Source organism: Nocardia sp. NPDC047648, from assembly GCF_040642815.1.
Classification (GTDB): domain Bacteria; phylum Actinomycetota; class Actinomycetes; order Mycobacteriales; family Mycobacteriaceae; genus Nocardia; species Nocardia gamkensis.
Genome location: NZ_JBEYSX010000001.1, coordinates 865,349 through 885,756 on the forward strand (window position 1 = coordinate 865,349; position 20,408 = coordinate 885,756).

Genomic DNA, 20,408 nt, shown 5'->3' on the forward strand with positions numbered 1-20,408 from the left:
CGGAAGCCGGCGCGCTGTCATGATCTACGGCAGTTCACCTGTGTTGCGGGTGGACACGGACAGCACCGGAAGATGGGATCGATGCGAGTAACGAAAGCTGTTGTGCTGGTTGTGCTGTTGATCGTCGCGGCGGGCTCGGGCGCCGCCACGGCCGACCCGGCCCTGGATCGCCCCAGCGCCCTACCGCCGATCGCCGCGCCGCTGGCGTTGTTCACGCTGACTACCATTCCGGACGGGTGGCAGGCCCGCACGGACCTGCGTCCGCAGCTGGAGATCTTCGCCGACGGCCGTGCGGTCAGCAGCCCCGACGCCGTGGCCGCCGAGCGCCGGCCGGAGACCCCGCCCAAGCGGATCGACGGCCACATCCCGCCCGACGTGCTGAGCGCGGCGCTGGCGGAGACCAAGGCGCTCGCCACGGTGGACCTCGGCGTGCCGGCCGCCACGGATCAGAGCAGCCGGATCATCGACTTCATGCCGCAGTCGCCGTCGGAGGACGTACATCTCGTGGTGTATTCGCCCGACACCACCGAGGGGCTCGGCGCCGAGCAGCAGGCCGCACGCAAACGCTTCGCCGACCTGTACCGGAAACTGCTCGACGCGTTCGCGCAGGACAACTGACCGTCGCTTGTCATACGGCCCGAACGGCGATGATCTCCGTTCGGGCCGGGTTCCACCGTGCGCGTGGCCTCCCCCGCGACGCGTCAGAACTGGTCTTGCTCGTAGTCCGAACTGATGATCTCGTCCGAGTGCGTGGCACCGATGACGTCCGGCGTGGACTCGCCCAGCGGGCCGGTGAGGTCGTCGTTGCCGGTGGGACTCAGATACGGCTGCACCGAGCGCGAGTGTTCGTCGTCATTGCCGCGCTGCCCCGCCGCACCCGCCGGGCCACCCATGAAACCGTTCGACCCGGCAGGTGTGGTGCTCGCGGGCGAGCCGGTGCCGAAGGACGTGCCCGGGACGCCGGCGACCGAGCGGATCGGGGGAACCGTGGTGCCGGGCAGGCCGGTGGCTTTCGGGACCGATGGCGTGCTCGGACCTCCGGGCCTGCCGGAACTGCTGCCGAGCAGTCCGCTCGGCGTGCCGTGGCTGGTACTCGGGTTGTGCGTGGTGTGCACCGACGACGGTGTTGTCGAGGGGGTCGAGGTCCCGGGCGTGGCGGAGTCCAGGCCTGCCGCCTTGGTCGCGGTATCCGAGGCGGTCGACTGCGCCTGCTCCAGGATCGGCTGGCCGACGTTCTCCGCAAGGGCCTGCGCGACCTCCTGCGGCGCCGGACCGCCGCCCGGCGCGACCAGTTGCTGCACCATGCCGCTGAGTTCGGCGGTCTTGCCCGCCAGATCACCGCGGGTGGCGTTGACCACGCCGACGGCGTTGCCCAGGTGTTCGGTGGCCGAGGCGATCAGCGTCGCCTGGGCCGGCGGGGTGAGGATCACCGGCGCGAGCGCGGTCGCCTGGGTGGCGAACGACGACGCGATGCCGAGCAGTTGCGCGTTGCCCTGCTGTACCACCGTGGCGGCACGCTGGGTGAGTTCGGAGATGTCGATGCCCCGCTGGCCGGTCTGCTGCCCCTCCACGTTCGCCTGCTGACTCGCGGCCTGGGCGTTGCGCGCGGCCTGGCTCTGCCACAACTGCTCGACCGTGCTCATGCTGCCCTTGCCCACCTGCATGGCCATCTCGATGACCTTGGAGGACTGGCTCAGGATCGCGGTCGGATCGAACGCGCCGATGACGCCGGTTCCGAAGCTGCTCAGCAGATCCAGGATCGGCTTCATCAGCAGATCGACGCCGGGGAGCGCGGGCACCGCGACACCCTGCATCAGCGCGGCCACCGGGTCGGCGGGCAACGGGGGCAACGCCGCGGCGGTGGCCGCCGCCTGGTTCACCGTGCCCGCGACCGCGCTCGACGCGTCGGCGAGTGCCCCGTTCAGCACGCCGGGGGCCTGATCGAGCGCGGCTTGGATCGCGGGCGCCGCGACGTGGTCGACCGCCGCGTTCATGTCACCGAGCAGCGCCGACGCCTCGTGCGGCGCGCCGAGTACGTTCTCGGCGCCCGGTGCGCCGTTCAGACCCGGCAGACCGGAGGGCATGGCGCCGACCGACTGCTGATCCTCCGCGATCTTGCGCGACAGCACGAAAGCGGGCGGCTCGATGGGCGGCAGATCGTCGGGCAGCTGCGGCAACGGCAGGTCCAGCACCGCCTGCTCCGGCGCGTTCTGCAGTGCGTCCAGCACGGACTGCTGGCCGATCGCGACGTTCTGCTCGGCCGCGTGCGCGACGGCGTGGTCCTCCGGCGCGATGACGCCACTGTCGAGCGGCCTCATACCGCGCCCCCGATCTGGCCCGCGATCGATCCGAGCGCGCCCGCGTTGGACCAGTCGACCGCGTCGTAGGCCGCGGCGGCGCTGAACGCCGAGTCCGAGAGCTTGGCGTACTTGGCCGACAGATCGTTGATGTCCTTGGCCTGCAACACCTGTGCCGCCGCGAACATCGCCAGGTAGTCGGCCCCGATCAAGCCGAACACAGGAACGAGCGCGGAGACGTTCTTCACCGCGTCGAAATTGCCCGCCCCCGCGAGATCACCGGCGATACCGGCGTTCGTGGCGGCGAACGCCCGGACCGCTTCGGTCTCTACCGAGAGATCACTCATCGAGTTGCCCCCCAAATCGTCGTGCAGATCTGCGTCATGAAGTTGTCGTGATCCGCCGGCTCCCTGCCGAATCGGCAAGGGCCGCTACGGTTGCGCTCAATATAGCCGACCCGACCGGCAAGTTTCGAGCCCGAACGCGCCGCACGGCAGGGCGAACGGGGCAGAATTGGAACGTGTTGCAAATTAGAACAAGTTCTATATTCTCTGTCCCATGAAGGTCGCAGTGACCGGCGCAGCCGGCTACCTTGGCACGAATCTGCTCCGCCTCCTCACCGAGCGCGGCCACCAGATCACGGCCATCGATCGGGCGATTCCCGCCGAGCAGGCCGCGCCCGGTATCACCTGGGTGCGGGGCGATGTGCTCGACCCGGCGTCCATGCGTGCCGCACTGGACGGCGCGGAGGTGGTCTACCACCTGGTCGCGGTGATCACCCTGGCCGAGAAGAACGACCTGGCCTGGCGGGTGAACACCGAGGGCGTGCGCGTGGTCGCCGAGGCGGCGCTGGCCGTCGGCGCGCGCCGGATGGTGCACGCCAGCTCGATCCACGCGTTCGACCAGTACAGCTGCGGTGGCCGGATCGACGAGAACGCGCCGCGGTCGACCGACGCAGGGCTGCCGGTCTACGACCGCTCGAAGTGGGCGGGCGAGGTGGCGCTGCGCAAGGTGATCGACCAGGGCCTGGACGCGGTGCTGTGCAACCCGACCGGCGTCTTCGGCCCGCTGGACTTCGGCAAGCCGCTCTCGCGCATCAACCGGACACTCAGGGACGCGGCGCTCGGGCGCGTGCCCGCCATGATCGGTGGGGGCTTCGACCTCGTGGACGTGCGCGATGTGGCCGAGGGCCTGGTACTGGCCGGAGAGCACGGCCGCACGGGTGAGAACTACCTGCTCGGTGGATCGATGATCTCGATGCTCGAATTGTGCCGCGTCGCCGCGACCCACGGCGGCAAGCGGGGGCCGAGGTTCGCCATCCCCGCCAAGTTCGTGTCCGGGGTCATCCCGGTGCTCGCGCCGATCGGCAAGCTGTTCAACTCCGACATCGTCTCCAAGGCGGCGCTCGGAGCGCTCATCTCCGCGCCCGTCGTCGACCACGGGAAGGCGGAACGCGAGCTCGGCTACCAGCCACGTCCGCTCGACGACACGGTGCGCGATCTGGTCTCCTTCTTCGCCGACCCGGCCCGGCTCGCCCCGCCGGACACCCGGCAGATCGCTTGACAGCTTCTAGAACACATGTTCGACTGAGAGGGTGCGGTGGCAAAGCCAGACCCTGGACGCCGAGGACGGCGCCTTGCCCGGGCTGTCCCGGGCGGGTCTGGTGCGCACCGTGCGGACGCCGGAGTTCGAGGGCATCACCTTCCACGAAGTGCTGTGCAAGAGCGCGCTGAACAGGGTGCCCGAGGGCGCGAACGTGCCGTTCCAGTGGACCGTCAATCCGATGCGCGGTTGTTCGCACGCGTGCCGCTACTGTTTCGCGCGCGGCACGCACGAGTACCTGGATCTGGACGCGGGCCGCGACTTCGACTCGCAGATCGTGGTGAAGACCAATGTCGCCGCGGTGCTGCGCAAGGAACTGGGCAGGCGGTCCTGGCACCGCGAACCGGTCGCGCTCGGCACCAACACCGATCCCTACCAGCGCGCCGAGGGTCGATATCGCCTGATGCCGGGCATCATCCGCGCGCTGGCCGAGTCCGGCACCCCCTTCTCCATCCTCACCAAAGGCACCTTGCTGCGCCGGGATCTACCGCTGCTCACCTCGGCGGCGCGCGAGGTGCGGGTCAGCCTCGCGGTGTCCATCGCGATCCTCGATCAGGAGCTGCACCAGAGCCTGGAGCCCGGCACGCCGTCGCCACGGGCCCGGCTGGACCTGGTTCGCGCGCTCACCGACGCGGGCTTCGCGGTGAACGTGCTGGTCGCCCCGGTCATTCCCTGTCTCACGGACGAACAGGCACATCTGGACGCGATCTTCGGCGCCATCGCCGAGGCCGGGGCGGCATCGGCCGTCGCGTTCCCGATGCATCTGCGCGGCAGCACCAGGGGCTGGTTCCTGTCCTGGCTGGCCGAGCACCATCCGGCGTTGCTGCGCCGGTACCGTCAGCTCTACCGCCACGGCGCCTACGTGACCCCGGAGTACTCCGCCTGGCTGCGCGCGCGGGTCGCTCCCCTGCTGGCCGAGCACGGTTTGACGGCGCGCAGACATGCCGAACCGGAGACACGACCCCAAACCGCGCACACGACCGCCGCGCAACTGGCATTGTTCGCCTGACGCCACCGTCGCCGGATCTCACCGGTCCGCGCGCTTCGGGGGCGCGCACCGCACTCGACGGAGTAGTTTGGCGATGGCACCTCTCAGCGACGAGGAAGTGAAGCAGGCATATGGTTTCACACCAAAAGGATGTCGGCACAGCTAAGTTGGAAAAGGTCGTCATTCGGTTCGCCGGGGACTCCGGCGACGGAATGCAGCTGACCGGCGATCGCTTCACCCACGAGGCCGCCGCGTTCGGCAACGACCTGGCCACCCAGCCCAGTTTCCCCGCCGAGATCCGGGCGCCGCAGGGCACCCTGCCGGGCGTCTCGTCCTTCCAGATCCAGATCGCCGACTACGACATCCTCACCGCGGGTGACCAGCCCGACGTGCTGGTCGCTATGAACCCGGCCGCGCTCGAGGCGAACCTGGAGGATCTCCCGCGCGGCGCCACCGTCATCGTGAACACCGACGAGTTCACCAAACGGGCCCTCGCCAAGGTCGGCTACGCCGCCGATCCACTGGCCGACGAGACGCTGTCGGACTTCGTGGTCCACCGCGTTCCGATGACCTCGCTCACGCTGGGCGCGACCGAATCGACCGGGGTCGGCAAAAAAGACGCGCAGCGCGCGAAGAACATGTTCGCCCTCGGCCTGCTGTCCTGGATGTACGGACGCCCCATCGGCGGCACCGAGCAATTCATGCGGGAGAAGTTCGCCACCAAGCCCGACATCGCCGAGGCCAATATCCTGGCGTTTCGGGCGGGCTGGAACTACGGCGAGACCACCGAGAGCTTCGCCACCACCTACGAGATCGCGCCCGCGAAACTGCCGCCGGGCACCTACCGCCAGATCACCGGCAACACCGCACTCGCCTACGGCCTGATCACCGCGGGCCGGCTCGCGAAGCTGCCGGTCTTCCTGGGCACCTACCCCATCACGCCCGCCTCGGACATCCTGCACGAGCTGAGCAAGCACAAGAACTTCGACGTCACCACCTTCCAGGCCGAGGACGAGATCGCCGGAATCGGTGCCGCGCTGGGCGCTTCGCTCGGCGGCGCACTTGGGGTCACCAGCACTTCCGGCCCCGGACTCGCGCTCAAGAGCGAGACCATCGGCCTGGCGGTGATGACGGAGCTGCCGCTGATCGTGATCGACGTGCAGCGCGGCGGACCGTCGACCGGACTGCCGACCAAGACCGAACAGGCCGACCTGTTGCAGGCGCTCTACGGTCGCAACGGCGAATCACCGGTGGCGGTGCTCGCACCGCGCTCCCCGGCGGACTGCTTCGCCACCGCGGTGGAGGCCGCGCGGATCGCCCTGACCTACCGCACCCCGGTGCTGCTGCTGTCCGACGGCGCGATCGCCAACGGCTCCGAACCGTGGTCCATTCCGCAGGTGACGGACCTGGAGCCGATCGACCCGGGATTCGAACCGGACGGCGACGACGCCGACCCGTTCCAGCCGTACGCGCGCGATCCCGACACGCTGGCCCGACCGCTGGCCGTCCCCGGCACGAAGGGCCGCGCCCACCGCATCGGCGGTCTCGAGAAGGCCGACGGCAGCGGCAACATCTCCTACGATCCGGCCAACCACGAACTCATGGTCCGCCTGCGCCAAGCGAAGATCGACGGCATCGCCGTCCCCGAACTCACGGTCGACGATCCGGACGGCACCGCCGAGCTGCTGCTGATCGGCTGGGGCAGTTCCTACGGCCCGATCGGCGAGGCGTGCCGGCGCGCGCGGCGGCGCGGAGTCCCGGTGGCCCAAGCGCATCTACGCCATCTGAATCCGTTGCCCGCCAATCTCGGTGACGTGCTGCGCCGCTATCGCCTCGTGGTCGCGCCGGAGATGAACGGCGGCCAGCTGGCCACCCTGCTGCGGGCGAAGTACCTGGTCGACGTGCGGCCGTGGACGAAGATCGCCGGCACCGCGTTCTCCGCCCAGGAACTGGTCGGGGTGATCGACGCGGCACTGGACGGGTCGATCGAGGAGATGGAACAGAACAAGGTCTTCGCCGCACGGGCGCGGGCCACTTATCGAGCGCTGCCGGACGAAGTCCGACCACAATCCTGCGCCGGGCCGAGCGCAGGCGAGGCAGCCGCGAATCGCATCGCTGGGGGTAACGTATGACCATCGTGGAGACCTCGCTGGTCGGTAGCGATCTGGGACTGACCGGTGTGTCCGGGGTGCCGACCGCGGACGGGCCGCAGAAGGTGAAGGAGTTCACCTCCGATCAAGAGGTGCGCTGGTGCCCGGGCTGTGGCGACTACGTGATCCTGGCGACGGTTCGCGGCTTCCTCGCCGAACTCGGATTGCGCAGGGAGAATCTGATGTTCGTGTCCGGGATCGGCTGCTCGAGCCGCTTCCCGTACTACTTGGAGGCCTACGGTATCCACTCCATCCACGGTCGTGCGCCCGCCATCGCGACCGGATTGGCGGTCAGCAGGCCCGACCTGTCGGTCTGGGTGGTGACCGGTGACGGCGACGCGCTGTCCATCGGCGGCAATCACCTCATCCACGCGTTGCGCCGCAACGTGAACATGACGATCCTGCTGTTCAACAACCGGATCTACGGCTTGACCAAGGGGCAGTACTCACCGACCTCGGAGCAGGGCAAGGTCACCAAGTCGACCCCCATGGGCTCGGTGGACCACCCGTTCAACACCCTGTCGGTGGCGCTGGGAGCGGAAGCGACCTTCGCCGCTCGTGCGCTCGACTCCGACCGCGCGGGGCTCACCGAGGTACTGCGCGCCGCCGCCGAGCACCGCGGCACGTCGTTCGTGGAGATCCTGCAGGACTGCCCGATCTTCAACGACGGCTCGTTCGACGTGCTGCGCCGGGAGAACGCCGCGGACCATCTCATCCCCTTGCGGCACGCCGAACCGATCCGGTTCGGGGCCGAGGGCGAATTCGTGGTCGTTCGCCGGGGTTTCGGGCTCACGGTGGCTCGCACCGACAGCGTCGCGGAGTCCGACATCGTGGTGCACGACGCCTACGCCGACGACCCGGAGTACGCCTACGCGCTGTCGCGGTTGTCCGATCAGGGACTCGAGCATGTGGTCACCGGCATCTTCCGCAGCGTCTCGCGGCCGACCTACGACGACGGGGTGCGCTACCAGACCGAGACCGCGCGCGAGAAGAAACCCGTCGGCCCCGAATCGCTCCAGTCCCTGCTCACCGGGACCGAGACCTGGACAGTCGGATAGGGCGACCGGGCGGAGGTCCGCGAGCCGGTCAGGCGCGCTTGGCGAAACCGAGGTCGATGACGGCGTCGCGCTCCTGCTCGAGCTCGGCGACCGAGGAGTCGATCCGGGGACGGGCCAGTTCGTCGATCGCCAGGTCGGGCACGATCGTGTATTCACCGTTCGCGCAGGTGACCGGGAACGAGCTGATCAGCCCTTCGGGCACGCCGTAGGAGCCGTCCGAGGGTACGGCCATCGAGACCCAGTCACCGTCCCGGGTGCCGTGTACCCAGTCGTGGATGTGGTCGATCGCGGCGCTGGCCGCGCTCGCCGCCGAGGACGCGCCGCGGGCCTGGATGATGGCGGTGCCGCGCTGCTGCACGGTGGGCACGAACTGCTCGGTCAACCACGCGGGATCGCCGATCAGATCGAGGGCGGGACGTCCCGCGATGGTGGCGTGCGCGATATCCGGGTACTGCGTCGCCGAGTGATTGCCCCAGATGGCGACCCGCGCGATGGCCGCGGCGGGCGCACCGGTCTTCTTGGCCAGTTGCGCGATGGCGCGGTTGTGGTCCAGGCGGGTCATGGCGGTGAAACGCTCGGCGGGCACGTCCGGCGCGTTGCTCATGGCGATGAAGGCGTTGGTGTTGGCCGGGTTGCCGATCACGAGCACCTTCACGTCGTCCGCGGCGCTGGCGTTGATCGCGGCGCCCTGCTCGGTGAAGATCGCGCCGTTGGCGGCGAGCAGATCCGAGCGTTCCATCCCGGCCGTGCGCGGTCGCGCGCCGACGAGCAGGGCGATGCCCGCGCCGGCGAAGCCGATCCACGGGTCGTCGCTGATGTCGATGGAATCCAGCAGCGGGAACGCGCCGTCCTCCAGTTCCATCGCGAGGCCCTCCAGCGACGCCACCGCGGCGGGAACCTCCAGCAACCGCAGGCGCACGCGCGTATCCGGGCCGAGCATCGCACCGGAGGCGATCCGGAACAGCATGCCGTAGGCGATCTGGCCCGCGGCTCCGGTCACGGTGACGGTCACGGTCCCAGCGGGGGTGCTCACGGCGAACTCCTTGCGATCGGCGAATTCCTGTAGCCCACCCTAGCCACTCTCACCGCCGCCGAAGGCGCACGGTGAGCTACGCGACAGTGACCCGCGCCGGTTCTCCGGCAACCCGGTCAGGCGAGCGCGGCGACCTCGGTGTCGGTCAGCACGATCGGCGATACCACGTCTTTGGCCCGCGCCAGCCGCACGGCGCGATACAGCGGCCGTTCCTCCAGCCCCGCATCGCGCGCCTCGGCTCGCAACTGGTGCACCAGCATCTCGGAAACCGCTACGGCCGCGGCCAATTCACTGGCGGCGAGCGCGTCCGCGAGTTTGCGCAAACCCAGCAGATGCAATTCGCGGCCGCTGCCCGCGTCGGTGTACATGGCCAGCGGAACGACCTGCGAGATCTCCCCGGCGGTGACCCGCAGGGCGATCCGGCTCAACCGGGCCGGGAACACCAAGACCTCGACCCCGGTGGCCGCCGACATCTCCACCTGTCGTTCACCGAAAAGCCTGCGGGCGTGAATCATCGTGCCCGTCACCCACATTCGCCGCCGGCGCAGCGCGACGGCGTACACCACGGTGGGGGCGCCGACGACGACGCCGATTGCCGCCGCGATCGGCCAGCTCACCACGGTCGCGGCCAGCAGCGCCGCGCCGATCCCGATGCCCGACGCGGCCAGCGCGAGACGGCGCAACATCGGCGCGTACAGCTCGGGCGCGACCAGATCGAGCCCCACCGGCGCGTGCGCCTGCTGGTCATCAGAATTCGTGGACACTACTCCGCCTTCTCGCGACTCCGGCGCCGCTGATGTGCGCGCCGGTCACGCTACCGCCCCCGCACCCCGCCCGCGACGGGTTCGACGCACAGTATCGACGCGCCGGGAGGCCGCGCGGCGGAACCGGCAGCCCCGGCCACCGCGCTACCCGGCCAGCGACTCCCGGATCACGCCGACCACCTCGGGCAGCGGAATCTGCCGCTGATCACCCGTCGCCATGTCCTTGAGCCCGACGGTGTTCTCCGCGAGGTCACGATCACCGAGCACGAGGGTGAACCTGGCCCCGGAGCGATCGGCCGCCTTCATCGCGCCCTTCACACCGCGCCCGCCGTAGGCCAGATCGACCCGGATGCCCGCCGCCCGCAACTGCGCGGCCACCACCACCAGCCGCTGTTTGGCGGCGTCGCCCAGCGGCACGCCGAAGACCTCGCAGCGCGCCGGGCTGCCCGCCGACTTGCCCTCGGCGGCCAGCGCCAGCATGGTGCGGTCGACACCGAGGCCGAACCCGATACCCGACAGCGGCTGGCCGCCGAGCTCGGCCATGAGACCGTCGTAGCGACCGCCGCCGCCGATACCGGATTGCGCGCCGAGACCGTCGTGCACGAACTCGAACGTGGTCTTCGTGTAGTAGTCCAGGCCGCGCACCATGCGCGGGTTCACCACATACGGCACACCGAGCGCCTCCAGGTGGCCGAGCACCTGCTCGAAGTGTGCCTTGGCCGACTCCGACAGGTGATCGATCATCAGCGGCGCGTCCGCGGTCATCGCCCGCACTTCGGGCCGCTTGTCGTCCAGCACGCGCAGCGGGTTGAGCTGGGCGCGCCGCTTCGTCTCCTCGTCCAGCGGGAGCCCGAAGAGGAATTCCTGCAGCAGTTCGCGGTACTGCGGGCGGCAGGTCTCGTCACCCAGCGAGGTGACCTCGAGCCGGAATCCGTCCAGCCCCAGGCCACGGAATCCGGCATCGGCGATGGCGATGACCTCGGCGTCCAGCGCCGGATCGTCGACGCCGATCGCCTCGATGCCCACCTGCTGCAACTGCCGGTACCGGCCGGCTTGCGGGCGCTCGTAGCGGAAGAAGGGACCCGCGTAGCACAGCTTCACCGGCAGCTGGCCCCGGTCGAGACCGTGTTCGATGACCGCGCGCATCACGCCCGCGGTCCCCTCGGGGCGCAGCGTGACGCTGCGATCGCCGCGGTCGGGGAAGGTGTACATCTCCTTGGTGACCACGTCGGTGGACTCGCCGACACCGCGGGCGAACAGGCCCGTGTCCTCGAACACCGGCAGCTCGATATGCCCGTACCCGGCCAGTCGGGCGGCGCGGAGCAGGCCGTCGCGCACCGCGACGAACTCGGCCGAGCCGGGTGGCACGTAGTCCGGTACCCCCTTCGGGGCGGAAAAGCTGCTGGTCTTGGTCACGATGCTCCAGTTTCCACCACTACGGCCCCGCAAGTCCAACCGATTCGCCGAACCGCCTCTCAGGAAGGTTGCGGAGCAGTCTCAGAAAGAAATGGCACACTCTTATCCCGATGTAACCGGATACGGGAGGAACGTGGTAGTGCCGACCAACGAACAGCGACGAGCAGCGGCGAAACGCAAGCTGGAACGTCAGCTCGCCAATCGGGCCGAGCGGGCGCGCAAGCGCAAGCAACTCACGATCGCCGGATCGGTACTCGGTGTCGTCCTCGTGGTCGCCGCCGTGACCGGGGTGTACTTCTTGACCCGCGGCGACGACAGCGGCAGCAACTCCGACGCCGCGGACGCCTCGCTGTCGAGTACCCCCGCCGCGGCCGCGCCACCCTCCGCGAAGGCCAAGCCCGCGACGGTCGACTGCTCCTACCGCGACAGCGCCAAGCCCGCGGACAAGCCGGTCGGCAAGCCGAAGGCCGACGGCATCCCCACCACCGGCGTCGACGCGAAGGTCAGCGTCAGCGTGGAGACCACCCAGGGCTCGATCGGGCTGACCCTGAACAACGCCGAGTCGCCGTGCACGGTGAACAGCTTCGTCAGCCTGGCCGCACAGAACTACTTCGACGGCACCAGCTGCCACCGCATGACCGCGGGCGAGGGCCTGAAGGTCCTGCAGTGCGGTGATCCCACCGGCACCGGAATGGGCGGGCCCGGTTACGAGTTCGACAACGAGTACCCCACCGATCAGTACGCCCCGAACGACCCCGCGGCGACCTCCGAACCGATCGCGTACAAGCGCGGCGTGCTGGCCATGGCCAACGCGGGCCCGGGAACCAACGGCAGTCAGTTCTTCATCGTGTACTCGGATTCGATGCTCCCGCCGCAGTACACGATCTTCGGCACCGTGGACGACAACAGCCTCGGCACGCTCGACAAGATCGCCGAGCTGGGCCAGGACGACTCCAACGGCCCCGGCGATGGGAAGCCCAAGCAGCCGGTCACGATCCAGTCGGTGCGTATCGACCGCTGAGCATGCACTCCGGGCCCGCCGCCGCTCCCCGGCCGCGGGCCCGAGTCATGTCCGCCCCCATCCGGCGGACGCGAGGATAGTCGAACCTTTCTTCGGTTAGGGTGCCCTCAGTTCGAAGATCATCCGGCGCGCCCGGAGACACGCCGGAAATGTGCGATATATGCTGATAAACCGGCACGCTCGTTCGATTGTGCCGACCTTTGTCGGGTAATCTCGATACAAGGAGTTCTTGCGGCGTAGTACGGCCTCGGCCGGGCGATCGCCCGGACAGGAAGTGCCGCACCACAAGTTCTCCGGGTGTCCACGTTTGCAGGCGGGACCCGCTGCACGGGACTACAGTTCGCGTGGCGGCGTCCGTAACGAAGCACCACATCATCCATAGTGATCACTGCAGCATCGGGGAGCAGCCATGTCCGAGGAACTGGACGACATCGGCCGGGAAACCGCGGCCATGATGAGGACAATGTTGCAGCTTGCGACGCTCGTCGCCTTGCGGACCCGCGAGCGTGGTCAGAAGGAAGCCGAAGCGCGCGTCAAGCTCACCGAGGCCCGGCTCAAAGAGGCCAAGGAATTGCAGCTGCGTGAGGCGCGCGACGCGAAGGCGAAGGATCCGCGCAACACCGAGCTGGCCCGGCTGATCGAGAAGCCGATCGCGGACAAGGGCGTGTCGCTGGAGAAGGACCGCTTCTCCGCGCAAGCCGAGGCATCCCGGATGGCAGCCAACGCCGCCGCCAAGCCGGCTTTGCAATACGACTCCCAGGAACGCCGCATGGCGATCGCGGCCCACTTGGCCAAAATGGGTGTCGCACCGGAGCTTGCCGCGGTGCGGATGCTGATCGAAGTAGGGCAGGCACAACCGCCGGGTGAGGCCGTACGCTCCCGCCCGGGCGAGGCCCCGTCGGTCACCAGGGGCGGGCGGGAACAGGAATCCCGCGGCTTGGAGCGCACGCGATAGCAGAAGACGGACGAAACGCCCGCTGGATCATTCAGCGGGCATTCGTCTTTCTGCCTACACCGCGAAAGCACGCGGTGCGATCGACTAGGTAGAAAAGTCCCCCATTGTGGGATCGCCGAACATCCCATGCTGCGGCGATTTCGTCGGGAGCGGGCTGAGCATGTCCTTGTGGCCGTTGCGCACGCTGCAATATTTGAACGGGCCTTTGGGGTCGAACAATTTCGCCATGTGCGGATCGGCATGATCCAGGAACCAGACGCTCAACCCCGTCGACGGGTTTTGCCGGTAGTGCTCCCACGCGCGCCACAGCGCGTCCAGACGGGCGACCGCTTCGGCGTGCTGCCACCATTCGGGGCACCACACCGTGTCACTGAGATCGGTGACCTGCCGCCGATAGACCACGCTCAGGTATTCCTCGACGAATGCCACCACACTCGCGTAGATCATGTTCTGCTGCTGTTCGGTCACAGCGGCCGGACCTCCTCGACTTGGCCGTACTCCGGTGGTGGCGTCGACTTGCTCAGCGACGGCGAACCGATCACGTCCGCGATCTGCGTCTTGCGCTGTGGATCATGGTGCGAGATGGACTGTTTCACGTCCGCAGCGTACTCACCCTCCCACCAAGGCACCGTACGGATGAGCACCGGCGGCGCACCGGAGGGGAACAGGATGGCCCGGCCACGCGGCAGCGTCGCGAGGGCGTTGACCGAGAACGTCTTGGACGAGCCCAGCGAGCGCGAATAGCTCTTGCCGCCCTTGGATTCGGAGACCGACTGCGAGATCGCGTCGTATTCGCCGAGCACGTCCGAACGCTCCTGCAGGAACTTGGTGTCGTCCACGCCGCTGCCGAGCACTTTGATGTTCGCCGCCGACCACAAGGCGTTCATGCCGCTCTCGCCCCAGCAGCGGGCCCCCTGCGCCCAGGATTGCAGCACCGTCATCACGACGATGCCGCGTGAGCCGAAGTGGCTGTACTGCTTGGGCAGATCCTTCCAGCGCACCACGTTGGCGGCCTCGTCGAGCACCGCGAGCATCGGAATAGCCAAGCGCCCACCGGCCGACTGCGACGCCTTGCGCATCGCCACGTCGACCACCGCCTCGGTGAGCGCGCTCACCAAGGGCGCCGCCGAACCGCGGCCTTCCAGCGACAAGCTGTAGAGCGTGCCGTTGTTCTCCAGGAACTCCAGCTCGTCGAACTCCCTGCGATCGCCGCCCCGGGTGATCCACGGGTGCACATTCGACAATTTCAGGCACCGGATCATCTTCTTGGCGGTGCCGAAGATGCCGCTGCGGGTGCGTGGATCGGCGTTGTACTGCGAGGACAGGCCCGAGGCCGTGTAGTGATGGCGGGCGGCGCGCAGGAGTTCGATGGGCTCGGTGTCCTGCGGATTGGTCACCCACTCCCACACCTGTACGATCGGCCTGCTGCCGTTGCGATCGCCGACCGCGGCGGCGAGGAACAATCCGGCCAGCAGATCCTCGGCCTCGGGATCGAAGAACGCGTCGTGGTTGCTGTCGCTGCCGTCGTCGCCGTCGGCGAAGTGCCCCGCCAACCGCGCCGCGCGCATCTCGCACCCTTCGCGCTTGGCATCCACCCAGGACAGCGGATCCCAGAACCAGGTGGGCTCTTCGCCCGCGACACCCTGCGGATCGAAGACGAAGGTAGGACTTCCCTTCGACTCACGGACATCCCGGGTCGCGTCCACCACGTCACGCTTGTTCGAGGTGGCCAGCACGGGGCCGATCGCGGTGAGGATCGCGGGGATCACCCGGGACGTCGACTTGCCCTGACGCGGACCCCAGATGTCCAGATGCAGATCCTCATACGAGCCGTAGAGCATCACGCCGTCGGCCACACCGACACCGATCGGCACACCGGGAGCGTCGTCGTAGCCGAGTCTCACGCCCAGCTGCTGGGCCTTCTCCCGGACGCCTGCCTCGGTGAGCATCGAGATCGCGCCGCCATTGCCCATCACGTCGGCCTTGTCGTCCACCGGCAGCCTGCCCTTGGACCGGCGCTTCTGCAACTCCTTGCGGATCACCAGGTACGCGACCACGCTCAGGATCACCAGCAACACGATCGCCGTGGCCGCACCGGGCCATTGCAGCTTGCCCCGCGCCAGGTCGGCCGCGATGGCGATCGGATTGAACGGGACTTTCTGCGGGCTGCCTGCGAGCAGGTTGCCCAGATGCAGCGCGAGCCAGAGGGTTCCGAAGATCGCGAAGCCGGCGTAGGTCAGTAGCAGGCTGACGTCGGGTCCGGGTACGGCCGGATCCGTCACCTTTTTCTTCTTCGCCATGTGTGCCTCCTGGGTCGGCCGTCCGGTACGGAAAGCGGGTGGTCAGCGGAATGCGTCGAGCCGCCAGCCGTCGGGTGTGCGCACGACGGTGGCGATCACCGTCGCGGGCGGCAGCGGCTCCTTGCGTCCGTTCGGATAGACGACGGTCTGCTCGATCCCGATCTTGAACTGCTGGACATTCGGGTCGCTGAGGGCGGGCGCCTTTTCGCCGGACGCGAACGTGAACGCCTCCACGCGTGCCCCCTCCCTCGCCCAATCCGCCCACTGCAGCGTCGACTTCGGCGTCTCCACCGCGGTAGGCGCCGCATCCAGCATACGAATCAGGCTGGGGCCGAGAAACTTCCGCGCCCGGCCCAGGGACGCGCCCTCGGTCTCGGTAGCGGGTTGCCAACTGTAGATCTCCCGCAGCGCCGCGACCGCGACACCGTCGGGCGTCACCGGGTCGGGGGCGGGCACGCCCTCCAGCAACCGGGGTGTGGACGTAGCGGGGTGCGCCGCATCGGAACCCGTGTCCGCGCGGTCCGCACGGCCACAGGCCGCACCCAGCACCGCGACGCTCACCACCAGCATCACCACCAGTTTCGCGCGTGCATTCGCTCTATCCATCCAGGCTAGCCGCACTGCGGGGTGTCGCGGCAGTCCCGCCGCCGCGTGTTCGGACCCGGCACCGCTCACAGCACCCTCCTCGCCCGTCCGTCCCCCGGCACCGCGACTTCCGAAACACCGCCCGCCGCGCGGGCGTTCGCACCCGGCACAGATTGGATCATCCGACCGTTACCGACGTAGATGCCGACCTGCGCAGGCCCACGGGGACCGAACGAGCTGAACACCAGGTCGCCCGGCTGAGCTTTCCGCATCGGCACTTCCGCACCCGCCTCCCACTGCTGTTCGGCTGTGCGCGGCAGCGTCACCGCCCCAGAAGACGCCGCGAACACCGCCGCCGCGGTCAACCCCGGTCCGTCCAGTCCCCCGCCACTCGGCCCCTGGGGCCCGCCACCGCCCCAGACGTACGGGGTGCCGAGCCACTCGTTCGCGGCCTCGACGATCTGGTCACCGGCCGAACCCTGTCCGGGAGTGAACCGGCCGAGCGAGCCCGGCGCTCGGTATTGCGCTTCCATCGTGAGGATGTTGCGCACATACGGCTGGGTCTCGGCGTAATGCGCGGCAACCTGGTTCGGCATGCCGCCGGACGCCAGGACGGCGCCCTCGCCCGCGTTGTAGGCCGCCAGCGTCAGCGCGACGATGTCGCCCTGCACCCTGCCCTCGGCCTGCCACTGCTGGATCTTGTGCGCGATCGCGCACATATAGCGTCCTTGGCCGATGATCGCGTCGCCGTCGTCCCACACGCTGGCCACGCCGTTGCCATCGGCGTCGATCACATATGGCCTGCCGTCGTCGGGATCGATGCTCACCGCGGTGGTCGGCAGGAACTGCGCCAGGCCCTGTGCCCCGGCGGGCGAAGTCGCCCCGCGCCGGAAACCGGACTCCTGCCTGCCCTGCGCGGCCAGCAGCGAGGGCGTGATCTGCGGACAGAGGGAACCCGCACGGCGGTACCAGATCTCCAGTTCTTGCGGCACCTTGCCTGCGGCCAGCGCACCACCGACGGTGCCGAAGCCGAGGCTGCAGCGTGGATCGCTGGAATAGGCGCGCGCACCGCCGACGTCCGGGGTCGGCGCACCGTCCAGCCAGGGCAACGGGTCGATCTGACGACCGCCGGTGAACCGGCCGCCCGGAACGATCTCGAAATGCAGATGGGGGCCGCTGGATTCACCCGCCGAGCCGACCGCGCCGATGTGCTGCCCCGCGGTCACCGTGTCGCCCGGCCGGACCAGCACGCCGGAGTCCCACATGTGGCCGTAGACCGCCGAGTACGAGCGGCCGTTGGTGTCCACCGAATCGACGACGATCCAGTTGCCGAATCCCGACGCAGGACCGGCGGCGACGACGCGACCGTCGGAGACCGAGAAGATGGGCGTTCCGTCCGGCGCGGCCAAGTCGACGCCCTTGTGCGCGCCGCCCCGCGCGCCGAAGGTGTCCGAGACCGTGAAGGTTCCGGTGGCCATCGGCAACGTGCGGCGCAGCGGGCCCACGCCCGCGGCGAGCGAGGGCGTGGCGGTCGCGGCCGGGTTGGTCTGTGTCGCGCCGGGACCGGTGGTCGCGGCGGCGCGCCGATCGCCCGGCGCGTAACCGCCCAGCGGCGGAAGCGCCGACTGCGAACCGAGCACCGAGCCGCCCTCGCAGGCGTCGTCCACGGAGGGCATGACGATGACCAGCACGATGGTCATCAGTCCGAGCACCGCGCCCAGCGCCGTCCACAACGCCGTTTTGCCGCTCATCGCCGCACTCCGGCATCGTGCCGCGCGCAGCCCGGGTTCACGTCCGGCGCCGGGCTTCGTTGAGAGTGTCGGCCAACGTGCGGTTCATCTCGGCGGCGGCCGCCAACTGCTGTTGCAGCAGAGCCACTTTTCGCCGCAGCGCGGTCGCGTCCATCCGCTCCAGACCGGGGCCTTCGGCCGCGCGCACCCAGTTCCGCACCGAGTTGGTGTGCACACCGATCTGTTCGGCGACCACGCGGCAGGCCTCCGATTCACTGCGCAGCTTGCCGGTCAGGGCGATGACCTGTTCGACCGCCGCTTGGCGGACCTCCGGCGAAACGCGACGGTAGGACCGGTGCGGCATCATGCGGCACTCCCCGGTGAATCCGTTCCGCGCGAGGTCGACTCGGTGAACTCGCTGAAGCGCTGGTTCGTGTCGTGGATCCCGCTTTCCTTCTCCGACAGCGTGAATTCCATGTGGAACGGGATGCCGGGCCTGCGGTCCTCACCGATCTTCAGCAGGAATTTACCGGTGCCGGGCGGGGACGGCCGCTGCTGTCCCGGTTTGAGCGCCTCGCCGGTCAGCGCTTGCGGTGCGGACCATCCGGTCACCATCTCCTCCTCGGCCGATGTGAACGGAACCGTGCTGTCCAGCCGTTTGATCTCCTCGGCGGGAAGCGCGCCGAAGATCTTGGCGCGTGCCCGCTCGAGGAAACCGAGCGCCTTCGCGATGGCGGCTTCCGAGCCGAGCGCTTGCAGGTCCTTGATGGTGTGGCTGATCATGATCAGCGCGGTGGCGATGCCGCGCTGCAATCGGGTGAGTTCGTCGACGCGGTCGACCATGAAGTCGCCGAGGCCGAGCACCTGCCACAGCTCGTCCATCACCACCTGGAAATAGCGCTGCGGGCCGAGCTTCGCGTCGGCGAGCACGTGCGCGGCCTCGACCGAGGCGAAGCCGTCGGCCCAGCAGGCCAGCATGACGGCGGCCTTGAGCTTCTTGTCGCCGGTCGGGATGTGCGAGACGTCCATGCACACCGCGACCGCGCTGGTATCGATCGGCACCGTGGTCTGGCCGTTGAAGACGGCGCCGAACGGCCCCTGGGTGAGCGCGCGTAGCGAGCGGCGCAGCCCCTTGATCGCTTCCATGTACTCCGCGAGGTCGTCGGCGCCCGCGTCCAGCATCAATTCCTCGCCGCCGCCGACGATCACCTCGAGCAGGTTCTCCATGATCGGCGGCTTGTCCGGCGTGTATCCGCTGCCCGGCCGGTAGAGGATGCGCAGTGCGGTGGAGATCAGCGTTTCCTCGTAGTCGCGCACCCGGTCGCCGCGGACCAGTTCGACCAGGCCCGCGATCAACGTCACCTGCCGGGCCCGCAGGTCCTGCAGCACCTGCAGTTGCAGGGCCGGGAACTCTTCCAGCCGTGGAACGACCGCACCGAGAACGCCCGCGGCCAGCGGGTTGAGCTTGCCGTGCCCGTAACCCAGGTCGATCACCTGGCCGCCGACGAGCTCGACCATCTTGCGGTAGTCCGGTTTCACGTCGGCGAGGATCAACGGGGTGATCCCTTGCGCGATGCCGCCGAGCACGATCCGGCGAACCAGCGAGGACTTGCCGAAACCGTTGAGGCCCAGCACGAACAGGCTGGGCGCGGTGATGAAACTGCCGCGCATGAACCAGTTCATCGGGTCGAAGCACACCGGCGCCCCGGTGTGCAGATGCGAACCGAGGGGCGTGCCGATCAGCGGCGCGCCCGCGCCGACCGACCAGGGCCACAGGCCGGCGACCTGAGCGGTGGTGGCGCGGTACTCGACCGGGCGGCCGACCACGTTCATCCGGCCGCCGCCCGCGCCCGCGTAACCACGGTCGGTGAGTTGCGCCGTGCTGCGGTCGAAACCGTCCTCGATCGTCTGCTCCGCGCGCGCGGCGTAGTTGCGGCGGCGGATGTCGTCGGTGCGGACGCGGAACTGCGCGAACGCCGCCCGCAGGCCACTGCCCTCCCGGGCGATCATCTCCAGCTTGGCGCGGGTGGCGTCATCGAGCAGCGGCGGCCCGGACTGCTTGCGCCGATCCGCCTTCGCCTTCGCGCGGCGGGCCGCCTTGTCCGTGTTCGGTGCGCCCATGGCGCGGTCGGCGGTGTAGTCGACCTTCGCGGGCCGGGCCACGCGGCCGCTCCTGGCGCCGTTGCGATCCGGCCGGGCGGCGATGCGCTCGGTGACCGCGTCGCGGGACATGCGCGAGTTCCGCTCGCCGCGCGACCGGTCGGCATGCGCCCGGTCGGCGCGCGCGCCGTCGGGCCTGCCCGCGCCCGACCGCGCGCGCCGCTCGGCCGCCCGCCGGTCGGACGCGTCCACGCCCGACCGGTCCTCGCCGTTCACCCGCGCCGAATCCCGTGCGGGGCGCCGCCGCTCGGGCCGCTGTCCCCACTCGTCCCGGCCGGATTGCTCGAGCCGCCTGCGGCGTGCGTCCTCGTCCCGTTCCCGTACGGGTGGCTCGTAGTCCCGTGCCATG

The 20,408-nt window shown here is 69.2% G+C and carries 18 protein-coding genes; 7 read left to right on the forward strand and 11 right to left on the reverse strand.

What is annotated here, in order from left to right:
• Window positions 1-81: 81 nt before the first annotated feature.
• On the forward strand, window positions 82-618 hold the full coding sequence (locus ABZ803_RS03985) for a hypothetical protein (RefSeq protein ID WP_040867652.1): 537 nt from the start codon (window positions 82-84) through the stop codon (window positions 616-618).
• Between the two features lie 83 nt (window positions 619-701).
• On the opposite strand, the gene ABZ803_RS03990 is transcribed toward ABZ803_RS03985, so the two are convergent.
• Both ABZ803_RS03990 and ABZ803_RS03995 read right to left on the reverse strand, forming a co-directional pair.
• Window positions 702-2,318 (reverse strand): hypothetical protein, encoded by a 1,617-nt coding sequence (locus ABZ803_RS03990; RefSeq protein WP_357032405.1) that lies wholly within the window; start codon window positions 2,316-2,318, stop codon window positions 702-704.
• A complete protein-coding gene (locus ABZ803_RS03995; RefSeq protein ID WP_040867626.1) occupies window positions 2,315-2,644 on the reverse strand; it encodes a type VII secretion target in 330 nt (109 codons plus the stop codon). Before ABZ803_RS03995 ends, ABZ803_RS03990 begins: the two co-directional genes overlap by 4 nt.
• A gap of 211 nt (window positions 2,645-2,855) precedes the next feature.
• On the opposite strand from ABZ803_RS03995, the gene ABZ803_RS04000 reads away from it, so the two are divergent.
• From ABZ803_RS04000 to ABZ803_RS04015, 4 genes are all read left to right on the forward strand, one after another.
• The gene (locus ABZ803_RS04000) at window positions 2,856-3,860 is read left to right on the forward strand and encodes an NAD-dependent epimerase/dehydratase family protein (protein WP_357032408.1); all 1,005 of its coding nucleotides are present in this window, start codon (window positions 2,856-2,858) and stop codon (window positions 3,858-3,860) included.
• Window positions 3,861-3,891: 31 nt separating this feature from the next.
• Entirely contained in the window at window positions 3,892-4,908 is a 1,017-nt protein-coding gene (locus ABZ803_RS04005) for an Rv2578c family radical SAM protein (protein WP_357032410.1), read from the forward strand.
• 110 nt (window positions 4,909-5,018) lie between these two features.
• Window positions 5,019-7,019: a 2-oxoacid:acceptor oxidoreductase subunit alpha gene (locus ABZ803_RS04010; protein WP_357032413.1), complete on the forward strand. Its 2,001-nt coding sequence runs from the start codon at window positions 5,019-5,021 to the stop codon at window positions 7,017-7,019.
• A complete protein-coding gene (locus ABZ803_RS04015) occupies window positions 7,016-8,095 on the forward strand; it encodes a 2-oxoacid:ferredoxin oxidoreductase subunit beta (protein WP_357032416.1) in 1,080 nt (359 codons plus the stop codon). The genes ABZ803_RS04010 and ABZ803_RS04015 overlap by 4 nt, the downstream gene beginning before the upstream one ends.
• 28 nt (window positions 8,096-8,123) lie before the next feature.
• Here the strand turns inward: ABZ803_RS04015 and ABZ803_RS04020 are convergent, their stop codons facing one another.
• The 3 genes from ABZ803_RS04020 to hisS all read right to left on the reverse strand — a co-directional run bounded on the left by ABZ803_RS04020 (window position 8,124) and on the right by hisS (window position 11,308).
• Window positions 8,124-9,128: a malate dehydrogenase gene (locus ABZ803_RS04020; RefSeq protein WP_357032419.1), complete on the reverse strand. Its 1,005-nt coding sequence runs from the start codon at window positions 9,126-9,128 to the stop codon at window positions 8,124-8,126.
• Window positions 9,129-9,244: 116 nt separating this feature from the next.
• Window positions 9,245-9,892: a hypothetical protein gene (locus tag ABZ803_RS04025; protein ID WP_357032422.1), complete on the reverse strand. Its 648-nt coding sequence runs from the start codon at window positions 9,890-9,892 to the stop codon at window positions 9,245-9,247.
• A gap of 144 nt (window positions 9,893-10,036) precedes the next feature.
• Entirely contained in the window at window positions 10,037-11,308 is a 1,272-nt protein-coding gene (hisS, locus tag ABZ803_RS04030; RefSeq protein WP_357032425.1) for a histidine--tRNA ligase, read from the reverse strand.
• Window positions 11,309-11,447: 139 nt separating this feature from the next.
• Between hisS and ABZ803_RS04035 the strand changes: the two genes are divergently transcribed.
• Window positions 11,448-12,329 carry a peptidylprolyl isomerase gene (locus ABZ803_RS04035; protein WP_357032428.1) on the forward strand — a complete coding sequence of 294 codons (882 nt, stop codon included), beginning with the start codon at window positions 11,448-11,450 and terminating at the stop codon, window positions 12,327-12,329.
• A 409-nt stretch (window positions 12,330-12,738) separates the two neighbouring features.
• Window positions 12,739-13,284 (forward strand): hypothetical protein, encoded by a 546-nt coding sequence (locus ABZ803_RS04040; protein ID WP_062973532.1) that lies wholly within the window; start codon window positions 12,739-12,741, stop codon window positions 13,282-13,284.
• Window positions 13,285-13,368: 84 nt separating this feature from the next.
• Here ABZ803_RS04040 and ABZ803_RS04045 read toward each other — a convergent pair whose 3' ends face one another.
• From ABZ803_RS04045 to ABZ803_RS04070, 6 genes are all read right to left on the reverse strand, one after another.
• Complete coding sequence (locus ABZ803_RS04045; protein ID WP_245659987.1) at window positions 13,369-13,752, reverse strand: DUF4913 domain-containing protein; 384 nt, start codon at window positions 13,750-13,752, stop codon at window positions 13,369-13,371.
• A complete protein-coding gene (locus ABZ803_RS04050; protein ID WP_357032432.1) occupies window positions 13,749-15,584 on the reverse strand; it encodes a TraM recognition domain-containing protein in 1,836 nt (611 codons plus the stop codon). Before ABZ803_RS04050 ends, ABZ803_RS04045 begins: the two co-directional genes overlap by 4 nt.
• Before the next feature lie 42 nt (window positions 15,585-15,626).
• Complete coding sequence (locus ABZ803_RS04055) at window positions 15,627-16,190, reverse strand: hypothetical protein (protein ID WP_357032435.1); 564 nt, start codon at window positions 16,188-16,190, stop codon at window positions 15,627-15,629.
• Between the two features lie 65 nt (window positions 16,191-16,255).
• A complete protein-coding gene (locus ABZ803_RS04060; protein ID WP_357032438.1) occupies window positions 16,256-17,920 on the reverse strand; it encodes a peptidoglycan DD-metalloendopeptidase family protein in 1,665 nt (554 codons plus the stop codon).
• 37 nt (window positions 17,921-17,957) lie between these two features.
• Complete coding sequence (locus ABZ803_RS04065) at window positions 17,958-18,266, reverse strand: transposase (protein WP_040867646.1); 309 nt, start codon at window positions 18,264-18,266, stop codon at window positions 17,958-17,960.
• Window positions 18,263-20,407: a hypothetical protein gene (locus ABZ803_RS04070; RefSeq protein WP_357032441.1), complete on the reverse strand. Its 2,145-nt coding sequence runs from the start codon at window positions 20,405-20,407 to the stop codon at window positions 18,263-18,265. Before ABZ803_RS04070 ends, ABZ803_RS04065 begins: the two co-directional genes overlap by 4 nt.
• Window position 20,408: the final 1 nt, after the last annotated feature.

Excerpts from the sequence above, each read along its gene's own strand:
- ABZ803_RS03985 (WP_040867652.1), top strand. The coding sequence starts at position 82 with ATGCGAGTAACGAAAGCTGTTGTGCTGGTTGTGCTGTTGATCGTCGCG.
- ABZ803_RS03990 (WP_357032405.1), bottom strand. The coding sequence starts at position 2,318 with ATGAGGCCGCTCGACAGTGGCGTCATCGCGCCGGAGGACCACGCCGTC.
- ABZ803_RS03995 (WP_040867626.1), bottom strand. The coding sequence starts at position 2,644 with ATGAGTGATCTCTCGGTAGAGACCGAAGCGGTCCGGGCGTTCGCCGCC.
- ABZ803_RS04000 (WP_357032408.1), top strand. The coding sequence starts at position 2,856 with ATGAAGGTCGCAGTGACCGGCGCAGCCGGCTACCTTGGCACGAATCTG.
- ABZ803_RS04010 (WP_357032413.1), top strand. The coding sequence starts at position 5,019 with ATGGTTTCACACCAAAAGGATGTCGGCACAGCTAAGTTGGAAAAGGTC.
- ABZ803_RS04015 (WP_357032416.1), top strand. The coding sequence starts at position 7,016 with ATGACCATCGTGGAGACCTCGCTGGTCGGTAGCGATCTGGGACTGACC.
- ABZ803_RS04040 (WP_062973532.1), top strand. The coding sequence starts at position 12,739 with ATGTCCGAGGAACTGGACGACATCGGCCGGGAAACCGCGGCCATGATG.
- ABZ803_RS04050 (WP_357032432.1), bottom strand. The coding sequence starts at position 15,584 with ATGGCGAAGAAGAAAAAGGTGACGGATCCGGCCGTACCCGGACCCGAC.
- ABZ803_RS04055 (WP_357032435.1), bottom strand. The coding sequence starts at position 16,190 with ATGGATAGAGCGAATGCACGCGCGAAACTGGTGGTGATGCTGGTGGTG.
- ABZ803_RS04060 (WP_357032438.1), bottom strand. The coding sequence starts at position 17,920 with ATGAGCGGCAAAACGGCGTTGTGGACGGCGCTGGGCGCGGTGCTCGGA.
- ABZ803_RS04065 (WP_040867646.1), bottom strand. The coding sequence starts at position 18,266 with ATGATGCCGCACCGGTCCTACCGTCGCGTTTCGCCGGAGGTCCGCCAA.
- ABZ803_RS04070 (WP_357032441.1), bottom strand. The coding sequence starts at position 20,407 with ATGGCACGGGACTACGAGCCACCCGTACGGGAACGGGACGAGGACGCA.